This is a genomic window from Kitasatospora sp. NPDC101108 (assembly GCF_055584725.1).
The window spans coordinates 113,405-126,625 of sequence record NZ_JBVJLM010000013.1; the positions used below are offsets into that span (position 1 = coordinate 113,405).

The window sequence follows — 13,221 nt, forward strand, 5'->3', positions numbered from 1 at the left end:
GCGTCAGCGGTGCTACCAGAGCACGTCCTACTTTCAGTAGGAAGAGTCCGTGCAACCCGGGCCTGGCGCTCCACGGTCGGACGGGTCCGGCACCTCACCCAGGTGCCGGGCCCGTCCGCGTTGCGCCACCAGCGACTCAGGCGGACGTGATGTCCCACAGCTGACGCGGGTTGTTGTCACGCCAGGCCTTCACCAGGGACGCGCCCTTCGAGACGGCCTCGACGGCGAAGTCGGGGTTGTCCGCTTCGGCGATGACGTGCCGGCCGCTCACTCTCTCCAACGACCACCGCTGGGCCGGGGCGTCGGCCTGGCACGGGGCCAGCCCGACCGCGTCGCCGATGTTCTGCGGCGCCTCCAGGCAGAGGCCAGGCCACGCCGCGCTTTCGAGCTGGACCGACTTGGCGCCGGCGGAGTGCATGATCCAGCCCTGGCTTGCCACGTCGCTGGGCTCCGCCGTGATCACGGCGGAGCCCCCGAGGCCGTTGGCATCCGACGCGCCGCCCACGGCCTCGTTGAAGATACGGACGCCGTGCGTCATGTCACGGACGGAACCGGCCGAAGCGGGCGCCGCGACGGCGAGCACGCCGGTGACTCCCAGGGCGGCGGTGACGACGGCGGTGGCCTTCTTGATGGTGAACAAGGGATCTCTCCTTCTACGGTGTTCCCGAATTCCCGTGACCACGTGCTCGGTCACGAGGTCGAGGCGATCACCCCGCACCGCATGCACGCGAGAACGAGCCGTCCGGGTGGAGTGACCAGGCGCGCCGGCCACAGGGCCGGCGCCTTGCAGTCGGACGGGCCCGGCACCTGTGGAGGTGCCGGGCCCGTCCTCATTGCGCTACCGGCGGCTCAGGAGGGGCTGATGTCCCACAGCTGGCTCGGGTGGCCGTCGTAGATGCTCTCCACCACGGGGTTGCCGATCGTGGTCGCCTCGATGACCCGGTCCTGGTCCCGCTGCTGGGCGATGACGGTCTTGTCGCCCGACTTGTTGAGCACCCACCACTGGGTCGGAATGAGCTTGTTGCAGTCCACCACCTTGACCGTGCCCCCGAGGTTCTCGGGCGACTGGAGGCACTGGTTCCGGGCCTTGCTCCTGATCTGAACGCCGCCCTGGCTGCCGAAGTCCAGGTACCAGTCCTGGTAGTCCGTGCCGTTGGGCGTCCACAGGAGCGCGTCGTTGCTGCCGAGGCCGTTGGCGTCCAGCGCCCCGCCCGTGTGCTCGTTGAAGAAGCGGACGTTCTCCGAAACGGCGCGGACGCCCGCCGAAGCAGGCGCCGCGGTGGCCATGGCCCCGGAGACCGCCAGCGCCGCGGCAGCGATGGCGGTGGCCTTCTTGATGGTGAACAAGGGATTTCTCCTTCTGCGGTGTTCCCTCGAATGCGCGTGACCGTTCCTTCGGTCACGACGGCGAGGCAACCATCCGCCCCTGGAGCTGGCAAGAGTCAGGTAATCCGATCGGAGTCCGTATGCGAATCAGATTGCCTCGAATCGCCGCACTCGCGGGAGCTGTTCGAGTTCGTTGAGTTCATCCGTCAACAAATCCTCGTCGTTCACCCGGCCTGCCCAGGCCCCGCGGATCGGGGACCCGGAGATCCGGGGCCGACAAACTAGGACCAGCGCCCGATGACACCCCCATCACGTGATCCCTAGGCTCACTGCCACCGGGAGCCCGCCCTCCCCTCCCCGTACCCCTGGAGCCAGAACCATGCCGGCCGACGCCACCGCACACATCCGCATCGCCCGCCCCTCATCGGACTTGGCGGCAGCCGAGCGCTTCTGGGTGTCCGGTCTCGGCCTCGACGTCCTGTACCGGCACACCACGGACGGAACCCCCGGCGAACACTCGCTCCTCATGGTCGGCTGGCCCGCCGCCGCCTGGCACCTGGAACTCGTCCACGACCCGGCCGCGCCCGTCGAGCCGCGGCCCACCGCCGAGGACCTGCTGGTCGTCTACCTCGGCGAGCCGGTGGGCGACGCGATGGTGGAGCGACTGGAACAGCACGGCGGCAAGCGGGTGCCGGCCCACAACCCGTACTGGGACGCCTGGGGCGTCACCCTCCAGGACCCGGACGGCTACCTGCTGGTGCTGTCCAGCCGGTCGTGGTCCAACGCGTAGGGCCGCGACGGCCGTTGGACCGGGCGCCATGCCGAGCGCCGGGAGCCGGGAGCCGGGAGTCCTAAGCCGAGCGCCGGGAGTCGAAGGGGATTCCTGTGGGCCGGAACCGGTACGAATTCCCGGGATCCGGAGAACGTCCGGATCCCATCGCTTCCGAACGAACCCGCCGGAATCCGGTTTTCCGCTCTCGGCGGCCGGGGTAGTGCGGAGGCGTTCGCACTCCGACGGTTCCCACGTCCGATGCGGAGGCGAACCCTTGGCATTTTCACGGAAGGATTCCGCATGAACAGGAACGTCCGCAACGCTCTCGCCGCCGTCGCCGTCGCCGGTGCCCTCACCGCCGCCGTCGCCCCCGCCGCCGTGGCCGCCGACCAGACCCGGTCGGTGGCCGGGGTGCAGGCACAGATCCTCAACCCCAAGACGGTCAAGGCCGCCGCCTACAACCAGGCCCGCAGCATCCTCGCCCAGGCCGGCAGCCAGACGGCCGCCAAGTCCCACCCGGCCCACGGCACCAATGACGTCCCCGTCTCCTACGGCACCAGCCTGCTCGCCGCCGCCCGCGACGAGTTCCGCGCTGCCGACAAGCACCTCCCGGCCGGCCAGAAGAAGTCCGACATGTCGATCCCGCACTACAACGCCATCCACAGCGCCGCGAACACCATGGGCATCGACCGCTGGTGACCCGCCCGGCGTGAGGTCCGCGCCCTCCGGACGGGGCCCGGTTCTCCTCCGAAAGACGGAGAGCCGGGCCCTTCGCCGGCAGGAGGACCGTCGCCACCTGGCAGTGCGAGCGTGACGCCATGACCCCAACCCGCCTGTCCCGGCGCCGAGTCGGAACCACGCTCCGCACCGCTGCCGTCAGCCTCGCCACGCTCGCCACGCTCGCCACGCTCGCCGCGCTCACTCCGAACGCGGCCGCCGCCCCCGCCACCCCGTTCCCCGCCACCCCGTCGTCGGCCACCCGGTCGTCGGCCGCCGCCGACCTGCAGCCCGAACTCGACGCACTGGTCGACCAGGGCACCAGCACCGCCGCGCTCGCCGAGGTCCGCGACCACGGGCGCGTCACCTGGCGCGGCGTGGCCGGCACCGCCGATCTGGCCACCGGCCGACCGGCCCGCGCCGACGGGCGGTTCCGGATCGCCAGCTTCACCAAGACCTTCGTCTCCACCGTCACCCTGCAGTTGGTCGGCGAGGGCCGGGTCGGACTCGACGACCCGATCGAGCACTACCTGCCCGGCGCCGTGCCCAACGGCAGCGCCATCACCGTCCGGCAACTCCTCAACCACACCAGCGGGCTGGGCAACTACCTGGACGACCACCGGGTACGCGAGGACACCGAGGCGGGCAACCGGGAGTTCCTCGCCACCGGCCGCTGGATCGAGTACACCCCGGAACGGCTCCTGGCCATCGGCGCCGCCAGGCCGCCGTACTTCGCCCCCGGGCAGGGCTGGCACTACTCCAACACCAACTACGTCGTCGTCGGCATGCTCATCGAGCAGGTCACCGGGCACAGTTGGCGGGACGAGGTGCAGCGCCGCATCATCCGGCCACTCGGGCTGCGGCACACCACCCTGCCCACCACCTCCACCGCCGTCCCCGGCCCGCACGCCCACGGCTACTTCAAGCTCCCCGAGGGCCCTGGCGACGTCACCAGGCTCTCCCCCACCATCGCCGACGCGTCCGGCGCGGCCGTCTCCACCACCGAGGACCTCACCCGCTTCCACGCGGCCCTCTTCGGGGGACGGCTGCTCGCCCCCGCCCAACTCACCGAGATGACCACCACCGTCCCCATCCCCCAGGCGCCCGACCACGCCGAGTACGGCCTCGGCGTGGTCCGCTACGACCTTTCCTGCGGCCGGTTCTGGGGTCACACCGGCGACATCCCCGGCTACTCGACCGAGGTGTTCGGATCACGGGACGGCAGCCGCCAGTACGCCATCTCCTCCAACGAGTACGACAGGAGCGACCCCCAGAAGTCCGAGCGGCTCCACCGGGCCTTCAAGGAGAAGGCCCTCTGCGGCGACCCGGCCGGTACGCGTGCGGTCCACCGCTGAGCACGTCGACGGCGTGCGCCCCGGTCCCCTCGACGAACCCGGTCCCGTCCACCGCCGCCACCCGCCGCACCCGGCGCGGCTGAGCTCCCCACCGCTCACGCATCCGCTGCCGCATTCGTCCGGCCTGGAGAAGACGAGTGGGTCCTCGGGATTCAGGAGCCCGTTCCGGGGACGGGCTGCTGGGGCAGGACTCGGGGCTCGCTCAGGCTGCCGTCGGGGTGGACGTCGAAGACGGTGAGCTTCTTGCGGCCGGTCACGGTGATCCGGTCCGGGCCGGACCAGTCGATGCGGACGAAGTCGCCGCCCCTGGTGTTCCAGGTGCCCATGCTCCAGTGGCGGGCGGACCAGCCGGTGCCGGTCTCCAGCTCCACCTGGTAGATCGGGTCGATCGAGAAGGCGACGTTGGTGACGGTGAGCACCCGGTCCGGGCGGTCGGGATTGACGAAACGGTCCTCCCGACCCCCGTGGCCGCTGAACACCAGGAACAGGGAGAGCACCGGTACGCCGGCGACGACGAGGGGCACCAGCAGCACCGCGCAGCCGATCTGCGAGAACCGGGTGCGGAACTCCATCTCGACCACCAGCGAGACCACGATCAGCACCACCGCCGCCCCGATCAGCAGCCTCGGACGGTTGAGCCAGTGCTCGACCAGCACCAGGCCGCCCGAGCGGGAGGCGTGCCAGCCCGGCAGGTACGCCAGCAGCGGGACGAGGGCCACGGCTCTCAGCCCCCGGGCAACCCGTCTACGACGCGTCGTCGCCATCCGTCCCCCCGGGCGGTCCTTTGCCGATCTTTGCGCGGACTTTACTACAGGGGGCGTCCGCGCCCGGGGCAGTTGACGGACCGTCCGTTGTGCGACCAGGGGCTCGCCGGCGGTCATCGCACGCCGGTACGGCCCGGGGGCGGGACTTCCGCCTCCCGGGCCGCACCGACGACTACCGGCCGTACCCCCGTCACCGCCGGTAGAAGACGCTCCGCGACCAGACGTAGCCGACCAGGGTGAGGCCGGTGCACCAGGCGAGGGCTATCCAGCCGCTGCTGCCGATCGCGGTGCCCATCAGCAGGTCGCGCAGGGTCTCGATGATCGGCGTGAAGGGCTGGTACTCGGCGAACCACCGGAGCACGGTCGGCATCGAATCCGGCGGGACGATCGCACTGCCGATGAAGGGCAGGAAGGTCAGCGGCAGGGGCGTGTTGCTCGCGCTCTCCGGGGTCTTGGAGACCAGCCCGATGCCCGCTGAGATCCAGGTCAGCGTCAGTGTCACGAAGAGCAGCAGTCCGGCGGCCGCCAGCCACTCCACCGGCCCCGCGCTGGAACGGAACCCCATGGCGAAGGCCGCGCCGATCACCATCACCAGCGCGACCACGGTCTGTATCACGCTCCCGACCACGTGCCCGGTCAGGAAAGCGGACCGCGAAATCGCCATCGTCCGGAACCGGTTGACGATGCCCTCGGTCATGTCGACGCAGACGCCCACCGCCGTGGCGACCGAACCGGCCGTCGCCGTCATCAGGACGATCCCCGGCGTCACATAGTCGATGTAGCTCCCGCCCCCGATACCGGCTCCCAGTGCTCCGCCGAAGGCGTAGTTGAAGAGCAGCAGCATCATCACCGGCATCACGACGACGGAGAAGGTCATCGCCGGATACCGCTGGGCACGCTTGAGGTTCCGGCGCAGCATGGTCAGCGAGTCACTGACCGCGTAGCTCGTCATCGCGCTCATCGCGCACCCTCCCCGGTGAGTTGCAGGAAGACGTCGTCCAGGTCGGCCGTCTCGACGACCAGCGACTCGGCCTGTACGGAGGCGTTGTCGAGCGTGTCCAGCACGGCCTTCACGGTGATCACCGAGTTGTCCCCCGGGATGTCCAGTCGCAGGGCCTCCGTGTCGGCGGTGGCGTAGTCGAACAGGGCGGCGGCGGTGTCGAGTTGGCGGGAGTCGGCGAACTGGAGGCGGATCCGCCCGCCGGGGACGATCCGCTTCAGCTCCTCGGCCGTGCCCTCGGCGACGATCCGGCCGCCGTCCAGGACGGCTATCCGGTCGGCGAGTTGGTCGGCCTCCTCCAGGTACTGGGTGGTGAGGAAGATCGTCACCCCGTGGTCGGCGACCAGCCCCCGGATGATCTCCCACATGATGCGGCGGCTTCGCGGGTCCAGCCCGGTGGTCGGCTCGTCCAGGAAGATCACCTCGGGGTCGCCGACCAGGGTCATCGCCAGGTCGAGCTTGCGCCGCATGCCGCCCGAGAAGGTGACGACGGGCTTGCGCGCCGTCTCGGTGAGATCGAAGCGCCGCAGCAGTTCCTCGGCCCGCCTCCGCCCCTCCCGACGGCGGAGGTGGTTGAGGTCTGCCATCAGCATCAGGTTCTCCTCGGCGGTGAGGAGGTTGTCCACCGCCGAGAACTGGCCGGTCACCCCGATCGCCCTCCGCACCCCGTCGGCCTCCCGGACCAGGTCGTGGCCGGCCACCCGGACCGAGCCGCCGTCGGCCGGGACCAGGGTGGAGAGGATCTCCACCGTGGTGGTCTTGCCCGCGCCGTTCGGCCCGAGCAGGGCGAACACCGTGCCCGCCGGGATGGACAGGTCGATGCCCCGCAGGACCGCCTTGTCCCCGTAGGACTTGGTCAGCCCGACCGCCGAGATCGCCACCATCAGGCCCTCCGGATGGTGATGCTGCCGACCTGGGTGGTGCCGCGGACCTCGACGGTCTCCCGGGCGTCGCCCGGGCCCTGCGCCGGGCCGAGCTCGTTGCGGACGGCGCCGAACTTGCTGTGCACGTCGAGCCAGGCCGCCGTGCCCTCGGCGATGCCGACCTCGACGTCCCCGACGCCGGCCTGGAGGTTGACCTTGCCCCGGACGATCCGGCCGAGCCGGATGTGCCCGTTCGCCGACTTGGCCTCCACTCCCGCCTCGGCGGAGCCGACGTGGATCCGGCCGTTGGAGGAGTTGGCCGTCAGTTCGCCGCGCACCTCGTCGATCTCGGTGTCGCCGTTGCTGTTCTTGACCGTCAGCCGGCCGCCGACGGTGCCGACCTCGATCCGGCCGGAGCCGGTCACCTCGGCGTTCCCGGCGGCGGTGCCGAGCCGGATGTCCCCCATGTCGGTCTTGATCCGCGCGTTCTCCGCCCGGTCGAGCTGGATCCGGCCCATGGAGGTCTTGATCCGGCAGTCGCCGAGCGGGCCCTCGGTGACGAAGTCCGACATCGGGGACTCGGCGTGCACCTCGGAGCCGACGGGCAGCTCGACCGTGATCTCGATCGAGCCCTTCCGGCTGGAGAACACGGTGCGCTGCTTGGGGCCCTTGAGGGTGAGCCGCCCGCCGGAGAAGTCGACCTGGGTCAGCTCGGCGGCCTTGACGTCGGCGTCCCTGGCCGCGCTCGTGGGCCGGACGTCGACCACCGCGTCGGCGCGCTTGCTCGCCCGGATCCACACCGAGCCGATCTCGAAGTCCAGGGCGACGGAGATCGGTCCGTCGGTCTCGTACGTGGGCATGGGTGTCCCGTCCTCTTGGCTCGTGTGGGTGTTCCCGCTGGTCGGAGCGGGGGTGACGTCGCAGGGGCGGATGGTCTGTGATGCGGAGGTGTCAGTGGACCCAGCCGGTGAAGCCCTGGCCGCCCACGCTGCGCGTGCTGCGACTGCCGAGGTCGGCGGCCGGGCGGGCGACCGGGCGGCCGCCCTCCACCGCGCCGGCCACGGCCCGGACCAGCCAGGCGTTGAGCGAGAGGCCCTCCTGTCCGGCGGCTTCCTCCGCTCTCGCCTTGAGGTTGGCGGGCAGGCGCAGGTTGATCCGGGCAGTGCCCGCCTCGTCGGACTCCGGCGCCACGGGCGGCGCGGATGGTGCCACCGGTGGCACCGCCGACGGCGCCATCGACGGCTCGGCGGGCGACGCATCGCCGTGGAAGGAGTCGGCGCCGGGCGGGGCGGTCACCACGAACTCGGGATCGAGGCCGCGCAGCCGCACGTCCACCGAGCCCGGGGCGAGGTCACGGGTGACTTCGCCCATGGCGGCCGAGAGGGCGTTGAGCAGGGTGAGCCGCACGGCCGACTCCAGCGGAAGCGTCAGTCGCTCGGCCAGCGCCCGGGCTTCGTCCCCGCCGGTGGCGGCGGCCACCGCGAGCTCGTTCCGGAGGTTTTCGACGTACGGCGTGAGGTCCATGGCCAGAAGCATGGCACAGCCGTGGTGCCATGTCGAGTCGTTTGTGGCACCACTTTGGCGCCACGGCCTGAAACGGGTCGGCCCCACGAACGGAACCGCCCCGCCGACCTGGGTCGACGGGGCGGTTGACCTGCGGAGAGCTCAGCCCTGCTGCCAGCCCGCCAGGTAGGAGTCGATCTCCCCGACCAGCCGCGCCTTGCCCGCCTGCTCCAGGAACGAGGCCTCGACCGCGTTGCGGGCCAGCGCCGCCACGCCGGTCTCGTCCAGCCCCAGCAGGCGCGCCGCCACCGCGTACTCGGTGTTGAGGTCGGTGCCGAACATCGGCGGATCGTCGCTGTTGACCGTGACCAGCAGCCCGGCGTCCACCATCCGCTTGATCGGGTGGTCCTCGATCCGCTCGACCGCCCGGGTGGCGATGTTGGAGGTCGGGCAGACCTCCAGCGGGATGCGGTGCTCGCCCAGGTGGTCGAGCAGCGCCGGGTCCTTCACCGCCTGGGTGCCGTGCCCGATGCGCTCGGCGCCGAGCTCGCGGATCGCGTCCCAGACCGTCTCCGGACCGGTGGTCTCACCGGCGTGCGGGACGGAGCGCAGGCCGGCCGCCCGCGCCCGGTCGAAGTACGGCTTGAACTGCGGGCGCGGCACGCCGATCTCGGGACCGCCCAGGCCGAAGCTGACCAGGCCCTCGGGGGCCAGCTCGGTGGCGAGGCGGGCCGTGACCTCGGCCGCCTCCAGCCCGGCCTCGCCGGGGATGTCGAAGCACCAGCGCAGCACGACGCCGAGGTCCTTCTCGGCGCGCAGCCGGGCGTCCTCGATCGCCTCCATGTAGGCCACGTCGGGGATGCCGCGCCTTACCGAGGAGTACGGGGTGAGGGTCAGCTCGGCGTACCGGATGTTCTGCCGGGCCATGTCCTCGGCCACGCCGTAGGTGAGCGCGCGGACGTCCTCGGCGTCGCGGACCAGGTCCACCACGCTCAGGTAGACCTCGATGAAGTGCGCGAAGTCGGTGAAGGTGAAGTACTCGGCGAGCGCCGCCGGGTCCGTCGGCACCTTGGAGTTCCCGGCGTGCCGGGCGGCCAGGTCGGCGACGATGCGCGGCGAGGCCGAGCCGACGTGGTGCACGTGCAGTTCCGCCTTGGGCATCCCGGCGATGAACGCCTCGATGCTCCGGTCAGCGGCGCTGCCGCTGCCAGTGGGGCTTCCGATCCGACTTCCGTCCGGCTGGACCACGGTGGTTCCCTCTCCTTCTGCTCCGCGCCTCTACGCGCGTACCGCGAACATCGGCCAAGGATAGGCGCAACCCCGGGCCGCCGGGCCCGAGGTCACCCCCCGAGCGCGACCGCGACGGTGTGGATCAGCAGCCCGGCCAGCGCGCCGACCACGGTGCCGTTGATCCGGATGAACTGCAGGTCCCGCCCGACGTTGGCCTCGATCTTGTGCGAGGCCTCGTCGGCGTCCCAGCCCGCCACCGTCTCGGAGATCAGCGAGGTGATCTCGGCCCGGTAGGTGTCGACCAGGTACTGCGCGGCGTCCTGCAGCCAGCCGTCCACCTTGGCCTGGAGCTTGGCGTCGGTGGCCAGGCGCTCGCCGAAGCGGTGCACGCCGTCGCGGATGCGCCGGCGCAGTTCGCTGTCCTCGTCCTCCGCCGCGCCCATCACCAGGGTGCGCACGGCCGCCCAGGTGGAGTTGATCAGGTCCTGCACCTCGGGGCGGGCCAGTATCTCGACCTTGGCCCGCTCGACCCGCGCGATGGTCTCCGGGTCGGTCTGCAACTCGGCGGCGAAGTCGGCGAGGAAGTTGTCGATCGCGCCGCGGGCCGGGTGCTCGGGATCGTCCCGGATGTCGGTGACGAAGCGCATCAGTTCCTTGTAGACCCGCTCGCCGACCTGGTGGTCGAGGAACTTGGGCGTCCAGCCCGGGGTCTTCTGGGTGACCTTCCGGACCACGTCCTCGTGGTTGGCGGTCAGCCAGCCGTGCGCCCGGACGGCGACCAGGTCCACCACCCCGTGGTGCCCGCCGTCCGCGACCACCTTGCCCAGCATCCGGCCCATCGGCTCGGCCACCGAGGTGGCGGCGGCCCGCCTGGTCACCGCCTCGGCGACCACCGCCCGCACGTCGTCGTCGCGCAGCACCGCGAGCAGGCCGCGCAGCGCCGCCGAGGCCTCCTTGGTGACCCGCTCGGCGCTGCCCGGCGCGGCCAGCCACTCCCCCAGCCGACGGCCGACGCCGAGCGCGGCGAGCCGGCCGCGCACCACGTGGCCGGCCAGGAAGTTGTCGCCGACGAACTCGCCGAGCGAGCGTCCGAAGGCGTCCTTCTTGGTCGGGATGATCGCGGTGTGCGGGATCGGCAGACCGAACGGACGGCGGAACAGCGCCGTCACCGCGAACCAGTCGGCCAGCGCGCCGACCATGCCCGCCTCGGCGGCGGCCGCCACGTACCCGGCCCAGGCGCCGGCGCCGGCCGCCTTCGCCCAGGTGGAGAGGGCGAAGACCAGGGTCGCGAAGGCCAGCAGGCCGGTCGCGATGGTCTTCATCCGGCGGACGCCGCGTCTCTTCTGCTCGTCGGCCGCGGTGAACCGGACTCCGGGGCCGGTCCCGCTGAAGGCTTCGTCACTCACCCCGCCAGTCTGCCCGGTGCCCGGCGCGGATGGGGGCGTGCCCCGCGGTCACCCCGCGCCGACCCGCGACCGCACGCCGTTGTCGGCAACCGCACGCCCCGGGCGAGTGGTGTCGGTGGTGGCGCGCGGCCGGGCCCTCGGCGGCCACCCGCTTGAGCGCCACGCAGGAACCCTCCTCCCGGAGGAACGGCCGTCAGGGCCTTCTCGGCGGCCGACCGGGCAGCCGACCGGGCGGCCGACCGGCCGGTCATCCCCGGCCTCCGTTCACCGAGTTGGCGAGCCGGCGCCACCCCGGATGGCGCCGCAGCCCGCGCCGCAGCTGCTCCGGGACGACGCCGCGCCACAACTGCTGGGCGGGGTTGAGCGGCGGAGCGGCCTCGAACGGCGGCTCCTCGCGCAGCAGGAACAGCTCGTCCGGCAGGCGGAGCCGGGCGTCCCGGAACGCCGGGTAGCCCGCGTAGTGCCGCCGACCGTCGACCACCACCGGCGGTTCGCCGTGCGCGGCCTCGTAGCGGATCTGGTCGCGCAGCGCCTCCGGCCGCCCGGCGACCGCCAGTTCGAGGCGCAGCCGCTCGGAGACGGGCAGCCGGTGGTACACCTCGCGGGCGCCGAACCGCTCGACCAGTCGGCCGACCTCGGCGCACACCCGCCGCTGCAGACCGTCGTCCAGCAGCAGGAAGCCGGCCTGGAGCAGCCGGGGCACGTCCCAGGCGAAGCTGCGGACCCGGACGGCGTCCAACTCCTCGCCCGGATCGGCCAGTTCGTCGGCGACCTGCTGCAGTGCGGCGATCCCGCGCAGCCGGTCCAGCACCGAGGCCCGCCCGGTGGCGTTGCCCCGGTCCTCGCGCAGCACCAGGAAGGAGCAGTCGCAGTCCGACAGGACGGACAGCCGGCCCGCCCGCGGGCAGGCCTCCGGGGCGAACGGATGGTCCGGGAAGGCCTGCGCCCCCTCGTCTCCGAGCAGCCCGTGGCACCGGACGAGGTCGGGCCGGAGCGGCTCGATGCCGGCCGGCGCCCAGGCCGACGCCGGGTCGGTGAAGCCGACCGACTCGGCGTCGGCGGCCGTGACCAGCCGCCCCGGCGCCAGGGACTGCCCGACCAGCGAGTCCAGGCAGGCGGTGAGGTGCGGAATGGCGTTGTGGACCGCGACCACCACGCTCACGTCGGGTACGGGCATCGGGCGGCGCGCCTCCGGGCTGCGGTCGAACAGGACCTCGCCCCGTCAACTCGGCCGCCCGCCGGGGAGTCACGTGCCCTCCCCGTACGGGTGGCCGGATCCGGACGCGCACCCCGCACCCTGCACCCCGCACCGACCGGCCCTACCCGATCGCGACCTTCGCGTACATCCGCGCGATCACGTCCTCGATGGCCGGCTCGCGCACCGAGAGGTCCACCAGCGGGTACCGCGCCGCGACCTCCGCGACGATCGGCGCCGCGCTGTCCTGTGCCGGGAACGCCAACCACTGGCGCGGCCCCTCGACCTTCACCACCCGCGCCCCCGCCACCTCGATCGGCGGCCGGGCCTCGGCCAGGTCGACCACCAGGGTCCGCTCACTGCGCCCGGCGGCGTGCAGCCCGTCCAGTCCGCCGTCGTGGACGACCCGGCCGTGGTCGATCACCATCACCCGGTCGCAGAGCTGTTCGATGTCGGTGAGGTCGTGGGTGGTGAGCAGCACCGTGGTGCCGCGGTCGCGGTTGACCTCGCGCAGGAACTCACGCACCTTGCCCTTGCTGACCACGTCCAGGCCGATGGTCGGCTCGTCCAGGTAGAGCACCTGGGGGTCGTGCAGCAGTGCGGCCGCGAGGTCGCCGCGCATCCGCTGCCCGAGTGAGAGCTGCCGGACGGGGGTGTCCAACAGGCCCGCCAGGTCCAGTAGTTCGACGCAGCGCCCGAGGTTCTCGCGGTAGCGCCGGTCGGGGATCCGGTAGATCCGGCGGGCGAGTTCGAAGGAGTCGCGCAGCGGGAGGTCCCACCACAGGGTGGTGCGCTGGCCGAAGACGACGCCGATCCGGCGGGCCAGCGCGACGCGTTCGCGGGCCGGGTCGACCCCGGCGACGCGCAGCCGGCCGGAGCTGGGGACGAGGATGCCGGTGAGCATCTTGATGGTGGTCGACTTGCCGGCGCCGTTGGGGCCGATGTAGCCGACGCACTCGCCGGCCTCGACGGTGAAGCTGAGCCCGTCCACCGCGCGCACCTCGCGCCTGACCCGGCTGAACCGGCCGGTGCGGGCGCGCACGGTGAAGGTGCGGTGGACGTCCTGGAGTTCGATCAGTGCCATGTCGGC

General features: G+C 72.1%; 14 protein-coding genes. 3 read left to right on the top strand and 11 right to left on the bottom strand.

Annotated features, from left to right (window positions below; translation table 11 throughout):
* Positions 1 to 136 precede the first annotated feature (136 nt).
* Positions 137 to 640 carry an RICIN domain-containing protein gene (locus ACZ6Z8_RS26225; protein ID WP_465612501.1) on the bottom strand — a complete coding sequence of 168 codons (504 nt, stop codon included), beginning with the start codon at positions 638 to 640 and terminating at the stop codon, positions 137 to 139.
* Between the two features lie 209 nt (positions 641 to 849).
* Positions 850 to 1,347 carry a ricin-type beta-trefoil lectin domain protein gene (locus tag ACZ6Z8_RS26230; protein ID WP_465612502.1) on the bottom strand — a complete coding sequence of 166 codons (498 nt, stop codon included), beginning with the start codon at positions 1,345 to 1,347 and terminating at the stop codon, positions 850 to 852.
* A 358-nt stretch (positions 1,348 to 1,705) separates the two neighbouring features.
* Here ACZ6Z8_RS26230 and ACZ6Z8_RS26235 point away from each other — a divergent pair, with 358 nt between their 5' ends.
* The 3 genes from ACZ6Z8_RS26235 to ACZ6Z8_RS26245 all read left to right on the top strand — a co-directional run bounded on the left by ACZ6Z8_RS26235 (position 1,706) and on the right by ACZ6Z8_RS26245 (position 4,170).
* Positions 1,706 to 2,116, top strand: coding sequence for a VOC family protein (locus ACZ6Z8_RS26235; RefSeq protein WP_465612503.1), 411 nt, complete (start codon positions 1,706 to 1,708; stop codon positions 2,114 to 2,116).
* 282 nt (positions 2,117 to 2,398) lie between these two features.
* Positions 2,399 to 2,797, top strand: a complete 399-nt coding sequence (locus tag ACZ6Z8_RS26240) for a hypothetical protein (RefSeq protein ID WP_402819914.1) — start codon at positions 2,399 to 2,401, stop codon at positions 2,795 to 2,797.
* Positions 2,798 to 2,916: 119 nt separating this feature from the next.
* Positions 2,917 to 4,170, top strand: a complete 1,254-nt coding sequence (locus tag ACZ6Z8_RS26245) for a serine hydrolase domain-containing protein (RefSeq protein ID WP_465612504.1) — start codon at positions 2,917 to 2,919, stop codon at positions 4,168 to 4,170.
* 152 nt (positions 4,171 to 4,322) lie between these two features.
* On the opposite strand, the gene ACZ6Z8_RS26250 is transcribed toward ACZ6Z8_RS26245, so the two are convergent.
* From ACZ6Z8_RS26250 to ACZ6Z8_RS26290, 9 genes are all read right to left on the bottom strand, one after another.
* The gene (locus tag ACZ6Z8_RS26250; protein ID WP_465612505.1) at positions 4,323 to 4,889 is read right to left on the bottom strand and encodes a hypothetical protein; all 567 of its coding nucleotides are present in this window, start codon (positions 4,887 to 4,889) and stop codon (positions 4,323 to 4,325) included.
* A 235-nt stretch (positions 4,890 to 5,124) separates the two neighbouring features.
* Complete coding sequence (locus ACZ6Z8_RS26255; protein WP_465612506.1) at positions 5,125 to 5,895, bottom strand: ABC transporter permease; 771 nt, start codon at positions 5,893 to 5,895, stop codon at positions 5,125 to 5,127.
* Complete coding sequence (locus ACZ6Z8_RS26260; RefSeq protein WP_465612507.1) at positions 5,892 to 6,818, bottom strand: ATP-binding cassette domain-containing protein; 927 nt, start codon at positions 6,816 to 6,818, stop codon at positions 5,892 to 5,894. Before ACZ6Z8_RS26260 ends, ACZ6Z8_RS26255 begins: the two co-directional genes overlap by 4 nt.
* The gene (locus tag ACZ6Z8_RS26265; protein ID WP_465612508.1) at positions 6,818 to 7,657 is read right to left on the bottom strand and encodes a DUF4097 family beta strand repeat-containing protein; all 840 of its coding nucleotides are present in this window, start codon (positions 7,655 to 7,657) and stop codon (positions 6,818 to 6,820) included. Before ACZ6Z8_RS26265 ends, ACZ6Z8_RS26260 begins: the two co-directional genes overlap by 1 nt.
* 91 nt (positions 7,658 to 7,748) lie before the next feature.
* Entirely contained in the window at positions 7,749 to 8,321 is a 573-nt protein-coding gene (locus tag ACZ6Z8_RS26270; RefSeq protein ID WP_465612509.1) for a toxin-antitoxin system HicB family antitoxin, read from the bottom strand.
* Between the two features lie 141 nt (positions 8,322 to 8,462).
* The gene (locus ACZ6Z8_RS26275; RefSeq protein WP_465612589.1) at positions 8,463 to 9,482 is read right to left on the bottom strand and encodes an adenosine deaminase; all 1,020 of its coding nucleotides are present in this window, start codon (positions 9,480 to 9,482) and stop codon (positions 8,463 to 8,465) included.
* Between the two features lie 158 nt (positions 9,483 to 9,640).
* Positions 9,641 to 10,936, bottom strand: coding sequence for a DUF445 domain-containing protein (locus tag ACZ6Z8_RS26280; RefSeq protein WP_465612510.1), 1,296 nt, complete (start codon positions 10,934 to 10,936; stop codon positions 9,641 to 9,643).
* 247 nt (positions 10,937 to 11,183) lie between these two features.
* Complete coding sequence (locus ACZ6Z8_RS26285) at positions 11,184 to 12,113, bottom strand: hypothetical protein (RefSeq protein WP_465612511.1); 930 nt, start codon at positions 12,111 to 12,113, stop codon at positions 11,184 to 11,186.
* 142 nt (positions 12,114 to 12,255) lie between these two features.
* A complete protein-coding gene (locus ACZ6Z8_RS26290) occupies positions 12,256 to 13,215 on the bottom strand; it encodes an ABC transporter ATP-binding protein (protein WP_465612512.1) in 960 nt (319 codons plus the stop codon).
* Between the last annotated feature and the right edge of the window lie 6 nt (positions 13,216 to 13,221).

Bases quoted from the DNA above. Each gene is read 5' to 3' on its own strand.
- ACZ6Z8_RS26235 (WP_465612503.1), top strand. From the start codon at position 1,706: ATGCCGGCCGACGCCACCGCACACATCCGCATCGCCCGCCCCTCATCG.
- ACZ6Z8_RS26240 (WP_402819914.1), top strand. From the start codon at position 2,399: ATGAACAGGAACGTCCGCAACGCTCTCGCCGCCGTCGCCGTCGCCGGT.
- ACZ6Z8_RS26245 (WP_465612504.1), top strand. From the start codon at position 2,917: ATGACCCCAACCCGCCTGTCCCGGCGCCGAGTCGGAACCACGCTCCGC.
- ACZ6Z8_RS26255 (WP_465612506.1), bottom strand. From the start codon at position 5,895: ATGAGCGCGATGACGAGCTACGCGGTCAGTGACTCGCTGACCATGCTG.
- ACZ6Z8_RS26260 (WP_465612507.1), bottom strand. From the start codon at position 6,818: ATGGTGGCGATCTCGGCGGTCGGGCTGACCAAGTCCTACGGGGACAAG.
- ACZ6Z8_RS26265 (WP_465612508.1), bottom strand. From the start codon at position 7,657: ATGCCCACGTACGAGACCGACGGACCGATCTCCGTCGCCCTGGACTTC.
- ACZ6Z8_RS26270 (WP_465612509.1), bottom strand. From the start codon at position 8,321: ATGGACCTCACGCCGTACGTCGAAAACCTCCGGAACGAGCTCGCGGTG.
- ACZ6Z8_RS26285 (WP_465612511.1), bottom strand. From the start codon at position 12,113: ATGCCCGTACCCGACGTGAGCGTGGTGGTCGCGGTCCACAACGCCATT.
- ACZ6Z8_RS26290 (WP_465612512.1), bottom strand. From the start codon at position 13,215: ATGGCACTGATCGAACTCCAGGACGTCCACCGCACCTTCACCGTGCGC.